Origin of the sequence: Lysinibacillus antri, assembly GCF_003977595.1 — a bacterium.
GTDB lineage: Bacteria > Bacillota > Bacilli > Bacillales_A > Planococcaceae > Ureibacillus > Ureibacillus antri.
On sequence record NZ_RYYR01000004.1, the window covers coordinates 100683 to 114147 of the forward strand.

At 37.1% G+C, this 13465-nt stretch carries 14 protein-coding genes; 8 read left to right on the forward strand and 6 right to left on the reverse strand.

The features are described 5' to 3' along the window. Positions 1-21 precede the first annotated feature (21 nt). Positions 22-774, forward strand: a complete 753-nt coding sequence (locus EK386_RS04250; RefSeq protein ID WP_126657784.1) for a VOC family protein — start codon at positions 22-24, stop codon at positions 772-774. 58 nt (positions 775-832) lie between these two features. On the opposite strand, the gene EK386_RS04255 is transcribed toward EK386_RS04250, so the two are convergent. Next, positions 833-1753, reverse strand: coding sequence for a class I SAM-dependent methyltransferase (locus EK386_RS04255; RefSeq protein ID WP_126657785.1), 921 nt, complete (start codon positions 1751-1753; stop codon positions 833-835). Positions 1754-1963: 210 nt separating this feature from the next. On the opposite strand from EK386_RS04255, the gene EK386_RS04260 reads away from it, so the two are divergent. Continuing rightward, positions 1964-2332: a cytochrome-c oxidase gene (locus EK386_RS04260; protein ID WP_126657786.1), complete on the forward strand. Its 369-nt coding sequence runs from the start codon at positions 1964-1966 to the stop codon at positions 2330-2332. A gap of 220 nt (positions 2333-2552) precedes the next feature. Here the strand turns inward: EK386_RS04260 and EK386_RS04265 are convergent, their stop codons facing one another. Further along, the gene (locus EK386_RS04265) at positions 2553-3227 is read right to left on the reverse strand and encodes a phosphoribosylaminoimidazolesuccinocarboxamide synthase (protein WP_126657787.1); all 675 of its coding nucleotides are present in this window, start codon (positions 3225-3227) and stop codon (positions 2553-2555) included. 152 nt (positions 3228-3379) lie between these two features. Between EK386_RS04265 and EK386_RS04270 the strand changes: the two genes are divergently transcribed. Beyond that, a complete protein-coding gene (locus EK386_RS04270; RefSeq protein ID WP_126657788.1) occupies positions 3380-4522 on the forward strand; it encodes a PstS family phosphate ABC transporter substrate-binding protein in 1143 nt (380 codons plus the stop codon). A gap of 185 nt (positions 4523-4707) precedes the next feature. Here the strand turns inward: EK386_RS04270 and EK386_RS04275 are convergent, their stop codons facing one another. Next, complete coding sequence (locus EK386_RS04275; protein ID WP_126657789.1) at positions 4708-4908, reverse strand: cold-shock protein; 201 nt, start codon at positions 4906-4908, stop codon at positions 4708-4710. 185 nt (positions 4909-5093) lie between these two features. On the opposite strand from EK386_RS04275, the gene EK386_RS04280 reads away from it, so the two are divergent. After that, entirely contained in the window at positions 5094-6767 is a 1674-nt protein-coding gene (locus EK386_RS04280) for a formate--tetrahydrofolate ligase (RefSeq protein ID WP_126657790.1), read from the forward strand. Between the two features lie 49 nt (positions 6768-6816). Beyond that, the gene (locus EK386_RS04285; protein ID WP_126657791.1) at positions 6817-7524 is read left to right on the forward strand and encodes a DNA alkylation repair protein; all 708 of its coding nucleotides are present in this window, start codon (positions 6817-6819) and stop codon (positions 7522-7524) included. A gap of 243 nt (positions 7525-7767) precedes the next feature. Here the strand turns inward: EK386_RS04285 and EK386_RS04290 are convergent, their stop codons facing one another. Then, entirely contained in the window at positions 7768-8226 is a 459-nt protein-coding gene (locus tag EK386_RS04290) for a DoxX family protein (protein WP_342774248.1), read from the reverse strand. Positions 8227-8341: 115 nt separating this feature from the next. On the opposite strand from EK386_RS04290, the gene EK386_RS04295 reads away from it, so the two are divergent. Continuing rightward, positions 8342-8962, forward strand: coding sequence for an HD domain-containing protein (locus EK386_RS04295; protein ID WP_126657881.1), 621 nt, complete (start codon positions 8342-8344; stop codon positions 8960-8962). 84 nt (positions 8963-9046) lie between these two features. Here the strand turns inward: EK386_RS04295 and EK386_RS04300 are convergent, their stop codons facing one another. Together EK386_RS04300 and EK386_RS04305 are read right to left on the reverse strand one after the other, a co-directional pair. Beyond that, positions 9047-9292 (reverse strand): YkuS family protein, encoded by a 246-nt coding sequence (locus tag EK386_RS04300; protein ID WP_126657793.1) that lies wholly within the window; start codon positions 9290-9292, stop codon positions 9047-9049. A gap of 89 nt (positions 9293-9381) precedes the next feature. After that, a complete protein-coding gene (locus EK386_RS04305; protein WP_126657794.1) occupies positions 9382-10029 on the reverse strand; it encodes a carboxymuconolactone decarboxylase family protein in 648 nt (215 codons plus the stop codon). A 153-nt stretch (positions 10030-10182) separates the two neighbouring features. Here EK386_RS04305 and EK386_RS04310 point away from each other — a divergent pair, with 153 nt between their 5' ends. Both EK386_RS04310 and EK386_RS04315 read left to right on the forward strand, forming a co-directional pair. Then, positions 10183-12069: an ABC-F family ATP-binding cassette domain-containing protein gene (locus tag EK386_RS04310; protein ID WP_126657795.1), complete on the forward strand. Its 1887-nt coding sequence runs from the start codon at positions 10183-10185 to the stop codon at positions 12067-12069. A gap of 12 nt (positions 12070-12081) precedes the next feature. After that, entirely contained in the window at positions 12082-13191 is a 1110-nt protein-coding gene (locus EK386_RS04315) for a conserved virulence factor C family protein (RefSeq protein ID WP_126657796.1), read from the forward strand. The last annotated feature ends 274 nt before the right edge of the window (positions 13192-13465 follow it).

A 13465-nucleotide genomic window follows, 5' to 3' on the forward strand; every position in this document is an offset into this window, starting at 1 on the left:
TAAAGTAGAGGAGTAACAACTATGTATGCATTAGACCATATCGTTCATTTCGTGGACAAGCCTGAAAATTTAGTAGGTGAAACAAGACTGATGGGACTCCACACCGTACATGGAGGAAAACATGACATGTGGGGAACGTATAATTCCTTATCTTATTTTGGTTTATCTTATATTGAATTTATCGGTGTTTTCGATCAAGCGTTGCTGGAAAAATCAGCATCGGAACCATTTACGTTACATGAGTCGTATAAGAAACGAAATTATGAAAACGGGTTAACGCGAATTGCTATACGGACGGATACGATTGAAGAAGATGCAGAAAACTTGCGAGAAGCAGGTTTTGCAGTATACGGTCCAGATGATTTTTCAAGAACGCGACCAGATGGCTCCGTGGTGAAATGGAAATTGTTGCACTTTGGTCAAAATGATCTAGAATTCCCCTTCTTTATTCAGTGGGAAGGAACGGATGAAGAGCGATATGCTGAATTGGTACAACTAGGGACAATTGATGCACATTCTCTAGGGGACTTAAAGATAGAAGAAATTATTTATTCAACAACGGATTTAGCAATCGCAAAAGAATGGGCTAACATATTTAAATTTGAAGTAGAAGAAAAGCAATCTTCTAGTATATTAAAGGTACCAAATTGTCAGATTTCCTTTCATTTAAAAGAATCAGGAAAAACGGAACTAGAACGTATTGTCATTAAAGGTGCGAAAGAAGAAAAAGAAGTGAAGATTGAAGGAGCTACGTATCAATTTATTACTAGCTAAAAAATAGAAACACCCCTCCTAATCGCATTTGTGATTGAGAGGGGTATTTATTATAAACCTATTCTTTTTTTACCGCATGAATAAAATGAATGGTCTCAAAGGCAGACAAATAGTCAGAACGGTTTTGAAAGAATCGTTCATTAATTGTCGCTGGTGTTAAATGTTCGTATAGTAGTAGGCCAGAATCTTCTAACATTTTTTCGAGACCCTTATACGTAAAACAAGATTTCATCGGTTCTCCATTGAATGCTGCCATTTGAATCATATTTTGAACCCGATTATACACTCCTGTTTCCTCGAAAAGTGTGGCATCTCCATAGTCCATGACAATGGAACTCCCATATGGAACAAATGAAAATAATTCACTAAGTAGAGTGGCAATTTCCTCTTTCGTCAAATAATAGGAAACCCCTAAAAGACTAAAAAAGGTTTTTTTATTCAATGAAAAGCCTTGATCTATTAATTTTTGAATATCGAACCCTTTTGTAAAATCCATAGATATAAAATAAAGATTGTTGGGTATTTGATAATTTGCTTGTGCCAATCTATCTTTTTTGAACTGTTGAGTTGCGGGATGATCGATTTCATATATTTCTAATGTCTCATTTACTTCTGGATGTCTAAAGCCAAACGTATCGAATCCTGCACCTAGGATGACATATTGTTCTACTCCGAGTGCTAGCTCGTTTAATAGTACACTTTCACAAAAAGCGGACCGTGATAGTGTTGTTGGGGCAAGTTGAATTTGGGTAAACCATTTTAATATTTCTTCAGGTTGATGTTGAAACTTTGCAGCGATTTCTTTATTTATAAATGAAACCCCGTTAATTAGATTTCTACTAATATCCGAAAATTCATCATCGGTAATTAAATCTTTTACTATCGTATCCTCAAAAATCTTAGGTGTGTCATATAAAGTATGGTACGCTCGTCCGAATGCGGTCATTAAGGAAGTTACACTTGCTTCATTTGTCTTCATCCAAGAATCCCCCTAAACAAAAATAAGATTCCCCTGGCCAGGAGAATCTTATTATACATCCGAATATTATAATTGTAAATTATAGAATAAAATAAAAATTTTGTCAATTAAATCGCACTGTTGAATATCAAAATAATATTTTTTAAGTTATGTATATTACGAATCCTAAAGTTATACATTTTAACAACAACAAGAAAAGGGGGAAAAGTAGTGGGAGTGCGTTTCATCAAGATTGCAGGCGTTTATTTTTTCCTTGCTGTGATGTTAGGTCTTGTGATGGGAATTATTCATGATTTTGCATTTACATCGGTTCATGCTCATCTAAATTTATTAGGATGGGTTTCCATGGCGATTTTTGGACTTATCTATAGTGTTTATCCGAATGTAGGCAAAACAAAGTTAGCTGTATCACATTTTTGGCTTCATAATATTGGGCTACCGATTATGCAGGGATCTTTATTTATCCAAATCTTAACAGGTGCAGAATTAACAATTGGAATCATCATTGGCTCATTAATCGTTGTTTTAGGTATATTATTATTTGTTATTAATCTACTAACAAAACTGCGAGCAAATTAGTTTCTATAAAAAATAAAGCACTGCAAGCAATCCTGAGCTTGTAGTGCTTTTTAAAAATTGCAAAAATTATCCCGCATTAACGGGCAGTAAGACTCCCAACTCAAGACTTAAGTAAAGCAAAATGAATAGGTGGGAGATGAACTGCCCGTAAAAGCCCGATTGGTTCAACTAACAATCAGTGGGGGGGATGAGGAAACCCCCCACGGATTGAAGTTTCACTTTATAAAAACATTTTCTCTAATTCTAGTGGCTCGATATATTCGCCATCTTTGTATGCACGCATATTTCCGCCAGAGATTTCATCAATGAGAACAATTTGATTTTCAACTCGACCAAATTCAAACTTGATATCATATAATTCAATACCTTTTTTAGCGAGCTCTTCTTTTACGACATTGCCGATTTGTTGCGTAAGAGCCTTTAATTCTTGATATTCGTCCTTAGATAAAATATCTAGCATATGTAATGCATCTTCACTAATTGGTGGGTCTTGGCGATCGTCATCTTTTAACGTCACTTCCACAAATGCGTCAAGAGGTTGTCCTTCTTTTGCATATAATCCATATCTCCGTAAGAAACTACCAACTGCTCGATAACGACAAATCACTTCAAGGCCACTTCCAAAAACTTCAGCAGGTTTCACTGTCATCGTTGCTTCGTCAATATTGGCATCAATATAATGAGTAGGAATTCCTTTGTCTTTTAAAATTTCAAAAAAGAATTTTGTTAATCGTAACCCAGCGCGACCTGCACCTTCTAATGTTAGGCCGACAGTGTTTGCTCCAGGGTCAAAAACACCATCTACACCCGTTACATCATCTTTAAATTTTAATAACAAATTTCCATCTTCTAATTCATAGACATCTTTTGTTTTGCCTGTGTATTTAAGCTCCATCATCTTACCCCTTACATAGATTAGTATTTTTACCATCTATTATTATATTATAAGATACATATTCAACAAAGAGTCCAACAAAGACAGATCATCCTCGAAAATGGGAGGAATCTTCTTTAAGTTTGTCGAAGGGTGTAAAAGGAGGTGCCGACATGAATATCTTTAGCGCTATTATATTATTTTTCTGTTTTATTTTTGTTTTGTTTCCGTTGTTCTTTATGTTATTACTTTCAGGAAACGACTACTATATTCCATTATTATTTACCTTTGCGATTATATTGTATTTGGCCATCGTGTTTCATTTATTTCAATTTTTCAAAACGAAAAAGAGAAAAGTGGTATTTACTACAATTAGTGGTGTAGCAATAATCATTACACTGATTTCACCATTAAAACATGCGTATTTAGATTCCATTCCAACTGTCGATGCAGAAGTAAATGTTTATCAATATATGCCGTTTTCTGAAGAAGGAAAAGTGACAACGTTAAATGAGGAAGCAACCTTAACGTTGACGGATCAATTACCAAAGATGGATGGAGCGACTGCCTTGTATCCATTGTATTCAGCCATAGTGCAAGCGACGTATCCAGAAAAGGACTACAATCCATATATGAGCGAAGTGATGGTCAATACAACACCAGATGCTTATACGAACTTGTTTAAAGGGGAAGTGGATATGATCTTTGCCGCGGCTCCTTCTGAATCTCAACGGAAGTATGCGGAACGTCTTGGGTTAGAAATGAAGCTCGCACCAATTGGGAGAGAGGCATTTGTATTTTTTGTGAATAAGAAGAATGCTATCGATGGTTTAACAATTGAACAGATAAAAGACATTTATTCTGGGAAAGTGCAAAATTGGAAGGATGTTGGTGGAGACAATGATTCGATTCGCGCATTCCAGCGACCAGAAGATAGTGGTTCCCAAACAGCTTTACAAAAATTAATGGGGGATACACCATTAATGAAAGCTGAGAAGGAAGAGATTGTGACTGGTATGGGTGGTATTATTCAAGAAGTGTCTCAATATAAAAATTTTAAAAATGCAATTGGCTTTACGTTCCGATATTACTCGAATGAAATGGTGAAAAATAATCAAATTAAATTGTTGGAAATTGAAGGGGTCGCACCAACAAAAGAAAATATCCGAAATAACACATATCCCATTGCTTCGGAGTTCTATATTGTAACAGCGGGTACTACAAATCCAAACGTAGATAAACTGATTGAATGGATTTTATCTGCACAAGGTCAGCAGCTAGTAGAGAAGGTAGGGTATGTACCCCTAAATGAATAAATAGATGGAAAACCTTAAAAAGGTGATGTGCCTTTTTAAGGTTTTTTATGATCTAGATATGTGCACGAGGAGCTATCCGCACATAAAACGGTGAAAATCGCACGTAAAGTCTCAAAAATCGCACATAAAAATTTAGATAGTAAAGAAATAAAAAAAACCAGTCCATCATCGACTGGTACCCTTACTTATAATTTTACAACATTTGAAGCTTGGGGACCGCGATTACCTTCGATGATGTCAAATGACACATCTTGTCCCTCTTCTAATGTACGGAATCCTTCTTCTTTAATGCCAGTGAAGTGAACGAAAACGTCCTCACCATCGTTGCATTCAATAAAGCCATAACCTTTTTCGTTATTGAACCACTTTACTTTACCTTGGTGCATAAAGGCGTTCTCCTCCTAATTAATAGTAATGGCATCATTTCTAATTTTATGATTATTACGAATTGAATATACATTATTCTATAAGAGGTGTCAACATTTTGACAGTTGCCCGAAAAAAAGAAAGCTGTTTAATTTTAATGGTAAGCTAATAATATGTAGGATGATAATGAAAGTAGGTTCGTAATATGACGAAAACAAAACGTATGACTGACTTAGAAATTGCGAATAAAGCTGCAATCAAACCAATTACTGAAATTGCTCAATCTGCCCAAATTCCCCTTGAAGCCATTGAGCAATATGGGAAATTTAAAGCGAAAATCGATATTAACCAATTAAAAAATGTAGCGAGTGGAAAAGTTGTTCTCGTTACAGCTACAAGTCCGACACCTGCTGGAGAAGGGAAATCGACGGTAACAGTTGGGCTAGCGGATGCGTTAAAACAACTAAACCAAAAAGTAATGGTTGCCTTAAGAGAACCATCATTAGGACCTGTAATGGGCATTAAAGGTGGAGCGACGGGTGGAGGCTATGCTCAAGTTATCCCAATGGAAGAGATCAATTTACACTTCACTGGAGACCTACACGCCATCACAACGGCAAACAATGCGTTAGCAGCCATAATCGATAATCATATTCATCAAGGAAATGAACTACAAATCGACCCTCGACGAATTATTTGGAAACGTGTTCTTGATTTAAACGACCGTGCATTAAGAAATGTTATTGTAGGATTGGGTGGACCAGTGCAGGGAGTTCCTCGTGAAGATGGTTTTGACATTACGGTTGCGTCCGAAATTATGGCAATATTCTGTTTAGCTACGAGTCTAGAAAATTTAAAAGAACGATTAGGGAATATTGTCATCGGCTATTCCTACGATAGGGAACCTGTATTTGTTCGAGATTTAGGTGTTGAAGGTGCATTAACGTTACTGTTAAAAGACGCTTTTAAACCCAATCTCGTGCAAACACTTGAAGGAACTCCTGCCATTATTCACGGTGGTCCGTTTGCGAACATTGCGCATGGGTGTAATTCGATCGTGGCAACCGAAACTGCTCGTAAATTAGCCGATATCGTGATTACGGAAGCTGGATTTGGCGCAGATCTTGGTGCGGAGAAGTTTATGAATATTAAAGCGCGTCAAGGTGGATTTGCGCCAAGTGCAGTGGTAGTAGTAACAACTATTCGTGCGTTAAAAATGCATGGTGGTGTTGCAAAATCGGAATTATCTGTTGAAAATGTGGAAGCAGTAGAAATTGGAATTGCAAATTTAGAAAAACATGTGGACACGGTTCGAGCTTTTGGTGTTGAACCAATCGTCTCACTAAATCGTTTTATTACAGATACGGAACATGAACTCGAAATCGTTCTAAACTGGGCAAAAGAAAATAATATCCGCATCGCTCGAACAAATGTATGGGAAGAAGGCGGAAAAGGTGGTCTTGCTCTAGCAAAAGAAGTGTTAGAAGTTTTGGATCAACCTCAAAATTTCCATCACCTATATGAAACTTCCGATTCAGTGGAACAAAAAATTACGGCAATTGTTCAAAAAGTTTACGGTGGTTTAGGTGTTCAGTTTACAGATCATGCGAAAAAACAAATAGCACAAATTGAACGATTTGGGTGGGATATTTTACCCGTTTGTATGGCGAAAACTCAATACTCCTTATCTGACCAACCAACTTTAATTGGACGACCAGAAAATTTTGTCATAACAGTGAGAGAGATCATTCCAAAATTGGGAGCAGGATTCCTCGTTTGTTTAACAGGTGACATCATGACAATGCCGGGATTACCGAAACAACCAGCCGCATTACGTATGGATATTGATAAAGATGGGGAAGCGATTGGGTTGTTTTAAATAGGTAGCTTGATACGGTAATCATTTAGAGGGAAGGAGCATTCTAGCAATGGATTGTACAACAGTAATGCAGGAACTTGAAGCACTTGGCAAGGAACGAACGAAAAAAATGTACATTTCTAATGGTGCGCATGAACCGCTATTTGGCGTTGCAACAGGCGCGATGAAGCCAATTGCAAAGAAAATAAAAATCAATCAACCTTTAGTGGAAGAGCTGTATGCGACGGGCAATTATGATGCGATGTATTTTGCGGGGATTATTGCGAATCCGAACGCAATGACTGAGTCAGATTTTGATCGTTGGATAGATGATGCTTATTTTTATATGTTATCGGATTATGTTGTGGCTGTAACGTTAGCAGAAGCACCTATTGCACAAGAGGTTGCGGATAAATGGATCGCAAGTGGGGAAGAGCTGAGAATGTCTGCGGGTTGGAGCTGCTACTGCTGGCTCTTAGGGAATCGCTCTGATGCTGAATTTTCAGAAAGCAAAATCGCTAATATGCTTGAAATGGTAAAGAATACGATTCACGATGCACCCGAACGAACAAAATCCGCTATGAATAATTTCCTTTATACTGTTGGAATTTCCTATTTACCGCTCCATGAAAAGGCACTTGAAACGGCAAAGGAAGTAGGACCAGTCGAAATGAAACGAGACAAGAAAAAAAGCGCGGTGCTAAATGCCGCAGAAAATATTCAAAAGGAACTAGATCGAGGGAAACTTGGGTTCAAACGCAAATATGTACGATGCTAAAGAGCTTAGTAGTGTAAACAACAAAAAACATCTGACCAAGGACTACATGGTCAGATGTTTTCTTTTATAATTTAAATTGATTTACTAAACGATTTAGTTGTTCACCATTTGCCGCTAATTCTTTATAGCTAGGGTCCCCACATACCACATATACAATAATATTTTGTATCTTTTTTTCATATAGGTCCTAGCTCTTCGGAAGGCAGTAGATTGTTCGGAAGCTAAGCGCACCTAATTCTATATCTAATAACTTCTTTTAAACTCAATTCTCCCTTTTTTCTTCGGCTCGCTTGTGAACAGTTTATCTAACGCCAGTAAACGACTACCAGCTAGCATTAAATATGTAGCCATACCAATTAAGGCAAGATTAAACTCATAACCGCCTAAAAACCCTTTATCATAGCCAACTGTCACGATGGCACCAATCATGACGCCAATCAATAATGCGGATACAAAACGGACAGAGAAGCCAATAATTAAAAAGAGACCGCCGATTAATTCAATGCCTCCTACACCAAAGGCAACAAATTCGGCATATGGAATGTTATATCCGGTAAAACGCTCTACTGTCACATTAATGCCTTCTTGAAATTTGGTTAACCCATGAATGAAAAAAATAATGCCAAGTACTACTCGTAATACTAATGCCCCAAGCTCATTTTTTACCAGTTTATTTGTTCTCCTTTCGAACTCTTTCTTAATACTATCTTATTGTAGCTAGTCCCAAGATAATACCGTCTTTAAGAAAATAGTTTAGAGATTTTGAAGTTGATGTTAAAAATGAACTATAATTAAAACAAGGAGATGATTTAAGATGATGGACCAATTAAAACAAGCAGTGAAGGCCGTATATGACCAATTCGACGCTAGTCATGATTTTCAACATATAGAAAGAGTGTTACAAAATGCAGAAGCTATATTAGCAACAGAACCGAATGCAGATCATGAAATTGTAAGGATTGCAGTGTTATTACATGACGTAAGCGATAAAAAATATACGGATACGAAAGATGAAGAAAATCGATTAATTGATACATTAGATCTAACAGAAGCAAAGAAGCGACATATTCGAGATGTCATTGAGAGTGTCTCTTTTAATGGTGGGAACGAATTGCCAGCAAAAACGATTGAGGCAAAAATTGTACGAGATGCGGATCGTTTAGATGCGATTGGGGCGATTGGGATTGCACGTACCTTTGCTTATGGAGGAGCAAAAGGAAGAAAGCTCTATGATGATGAGGAAGAAACGCGTGTCAATATGACGGAAGAAGAGTACCGGACGAAAAATACGGCATCTGTCACACACTTTTATGAAAAATTATTACTTCTAAAAGATTTAATGACGACCGAAAAAGGTAAGCAAATGGCTGAAGAACGACACAAATTTATGATAATCTTTTTAGAACAATTGAAAAATGAAAGAGAAGGTAAAGCCTAATAGGAAGGCGTTAGCTACAAATAAAAAGTAAAAGGTGCTACCCTAGAGATTGAAAACCTCATAGGGTAGCACCTTTAAAAATTTTTAATGGAGCATATTTTCTACACGTTGACATACTTCATCAGCAGAAAGCCCACTCGCATTGATTACAGGTCCAGAAGTTACAGTATCGCTAATACCCATAATGTTTTCATCTTGCCCTGTAATGACACAAGCAGCACAATTTTTTGCATCTTCTTCATTACGAAGTTGAATCACTTCATAGCCTTTTGCTTTTAAAGCAGCTTCAACGTTTGATAATGACTGTTCAACACCAATAATTTGTGACATGATTATTCCACCTCCCATATGTAATGTGTCATATATGGATGGTTATTATTCACTTCATTTGCTAAATTTTTGTTAAAGAATCTTGAACATTAATCATTGTAACTTTGAATCATCTTCGCTATATGTGTAAAAGAACTTCCAGCAGCTACAACGGAAGAAACCATAATAGCTTCTGCCAGTTCTTCATTGGTAGCACCTAGATTTTCGGCTTTCTTTGTATGAACATCGATACAGTAAGGACATTGTGTTGCGATTCCAACGGCTACTGCAATGATTTCTTTTAATTTCGTATTTAGCATCCCCTCTGTAGTAGCAGCTGCATTAAATTGAGTGTACCCTTTAAATCCTTCATGAGCATTTTTACCAATCGATTTTAAGTTTTGTAAATTAGAACGAGCATAAAGAAAATCGCTCGCATCTGTTTTTTTTGCATTGTGTACATGTGTGCCATGTGTAACGCCACCACCAGCTTTAATTGCTGTTGCAACAAAGGCTGCTTCGACAAGTTCTTTCAACGAAGCGCCAGCCTTTTTCGCCGCTTTTGTATGAAAATCAGTACTACGAGAACATTGTGTAATATGAGTAACCGCTACAGCAATGATTTCTTTTTCTTTAACAGATAAAGCTCCTTCTTTAAAAACAAGTTCATTAAATTGTTGAAAAGCGTTCCATTGATTTGGCGCCAATTCTTTTAGTTGAGCTTGAGCATGTTCTATTGACTCAAAAATTGAAGACATGAGTAAAACTCCTTTCATCCTCTTAAGAAGATTTCATTATAATTTCAGTTTAATGCTTTATTCTACAATTTCCCTTATAATTAGAATTATACTATTAATGCTGTTAACTTAGTTTCATAGTTGTAACAGCTAAAACGAAAGAGATGGAATTTCATGAGTCATTTAATTGTATCAAATTTAACGAAAACAGTGGGCGATAAAACGCTATTTAAAAATATTGAGTTTACTATTTATGAGGGGGAACGAGCGGGGCTAATTGGGATTAATGGTACGGGGAAATCTACATTGCTATCCATTCTTGCGGGTAGCCAAGATGCCGATACAATTGAACTGGATCACCCAAATAAATATCGCATTGCTTATTTACCTCAAGAACCAAAGTTTGAAGAGGGAGAAACCGTTTTACAGGCCGTCTTTTCTGGAGATTCTCCTATTCTTCAATTAAATCGACAGTATGAAGATACCGTAACAAAACTATCACAAAACCCTGAATCAGAAGAATTACAAAATCAATTGTTCCGTCTTCAACAACAAATGGATAACGACAAAGCGTGGGATGTTAATGCATTGGCAAAACAGTCATTAACAAAATTAGGCATTGATATGTACGATCAATACGTGACAAAGTTATCAGGCGGTCAACAAAAACGTGTCGCTTTAGCAAAAGTGTTAATTGAACCGGCAGACCTTTATTTATTGGACGAGCCGACCAACCATTTAGATGTCCAATCGACAGAATGGCTGCAAGAGATGGTGTTACGACTAAAAGGGGCTGTTATTTTCATTACCCATGACCGTTACTTTTTAGATGAACTATCTACTCATATTTATGAACTGGCCAATCAAACGTTATATCGTCATACAGGGAACTATGCCGATTACTTAGAATCTCGTGCGATCCGTGAAGAAATGCATGCGGCTACTCAAGCGAAACTACAAAATCGTTATCGTTCGGAGTTAAAATGGATTCGCCGTGGCGCAAAAGCCCGTACGACAAAGCAAAAGGCGAGAATTGATCGATTTGAAGAGCTAGATGCAAAAATCGAGCGCGGTTCCAATGATGCGAACTTAGAATTGGGACTTGCTACAACAAGATTAGGGAAAAAGGTTATTGAAGGGGAACATTTAGCGAAAGCCTTTGGAGACCGTGTGATTGTTGAGGATTTCAATTTCCTATTACAATCAGGAGACCGTATTGGAATCATTGGGGCAAACGGTTATGGTAAATCGACATTGCTGAACATGTTAGCAGGTGAGCTTGAACCCGATCAAGGGGAGGTCATTGTTGGTTCTACAGTAAAACGTGCTCATTTTAAACAAGTATTGCCGCCAATGAATGAAAATGAGCGCATGATTGAATACATTCGCGAAGCATCCAATGACATAACGGATGCAGAAGGGGTTCGTTATTCTGCCGCACAAATGCTCGAACGTTTTTTATTCCCATTACATACGCATGGAACACCGATCGGCAAGCTTTCAGGTGGAGAGCGCAAACGACTTCATTTATTACGTTTATTAATGGAACAACCAAATGTTTTACTTTTAGATGAGCCAACAAACGACTTAGATATTGAAACGTTAGGTGTATTAGAAGACTTTATTGAACATTTCCCAGGTGTTGTCATTACGATTTCCCATGATCGTTTCTTCCTTGATCGTATCGCAAAGAAACTATGGATTTTGGATGGTAAAGGGAATGTAGAAGAAAGTTTAGATATATATAGTGATTATTTAGAAAAGCAATCAGCACTTCAAAAAGTAGAATTAAAAGAAATAAAAGTGGAGAAACCTAAGCCACAAAAACAAAAGAGCGAAAAGAAAAAACTATCTTTTAAAGAACAAAAAGAATGGGAAACGATTTCCAATCAAATCGCCAAAATAGAAGAAGAGATTGAGCAAACAGAACAAGAAATTGCAACGGCGGGTAGCGATTATACAAAACTTCAAAATTTAACAGAAAAACTAGATCAATTAAATCAACAATACGAACAGTTAATTGAGAGATGGTCTTATTTAGATGAAATCGTCAATGGATAAGGAGAGAATTAGATGAAAATCGTTACAATCGAACCGACACCAAGTCCGAATTCAATGAAAATAATAGTCGATGAGGAACTACCATTTGGTAAAAGCTTTAATTTTACGAAGGACAATGTTTCCGAAGCACCTGAACAAATTCAATCCATCCTAGCAATTGATGGGGTTAAAGGCATTTATCGGGTAGCAGACTTTTTTGCCTTAGAACGCAATGCAAAATTCCAATGGGAAACGATTTTAGCAGATGTACGTGTAGCATTAGGAGAAGATGTAACCAATACAGAACAAACGCAACAAACCGTAGATCATTATGGAGAAGTGTTTGTGCATGTTCAAATGTTTCGAGGCATTCCACTACAAATTAAAGTCTTTGATTCTGCATCGGAACATCGCATATCAACAGGGGAGCGTTTTGCAAAAGCCTTTAATTCGGTTCAGATCAATAAATTTGACGACAATTATTTGCTAGAAAGAAAATGGGTTGACTTTGGTGTGCGTTACGGAGCAAAAGAAGAAATTGCTGAAAATGTGCTAGAGGAAATTGTTGCGACATATCCAGAAGAGCGGATTGCGCAAATTGTAGAAGGCGCCAATGCAAAAAATACGGTAAGCGTTGAGCGAGAAAAGGTAACGTTGGAACAATTTGAGGCGGCAGACGACTGGCATAAACGCTATCAACTACTAGATCAAATTCCGGACCCAGAACTTGAGGACCTTCCATTATTAGAAAAAGCACTAGAAGATGATCAAATGTCCATTCGACGTCTAGCAACGGTTTATTTAGGTATGATAGAGGATGTATCAGTAGTACCAGCACTAAGCCGCGCATTAAAAGACAAAAGTGCAGCAGTAAGACGAACTGCAGGAGATTGTATGAGTGATTTAGGCTTAGTTGAATTTGAACCTGCCATGATGGAAGCATTAAAAGATAAAAATAAACTCGTTCGTTGGCGCGCGGCGATGTATTTGTATGAAACAGGCACAGATCAATGTTTACCAGCCTTACATGAAGCAGAAGAAGACCTTGAATTTGAAGTGAAATTGCAAGTGAAAATGGCCATTGCCCGTATCGAACAAGGGGAAGAGGCAAAGGGTTCTGTTTGGAAGCAAATGATGAAATGATGGTGCCTGGCACTCGCACAATTTAGAAACAATTCTGAAAATTAACTAACGAAATCGAAAAGAGATTTCGTTGGTTTTTTTGTTGAGTGAACAATTTCCACAGTAATATCTTTAAGGATTAATGAAAGGATTTTTAGGAGGGTGAATTGCATTTTTATTTTTTGCAGATATCTACAATGGTTGCTGCAATTTGTTGAATACCGAAAGTTATCTTTCAACATCACTATTGACAGTAAAAAATGTCATTTAGGGGCTATATCTTACTTATAAACGA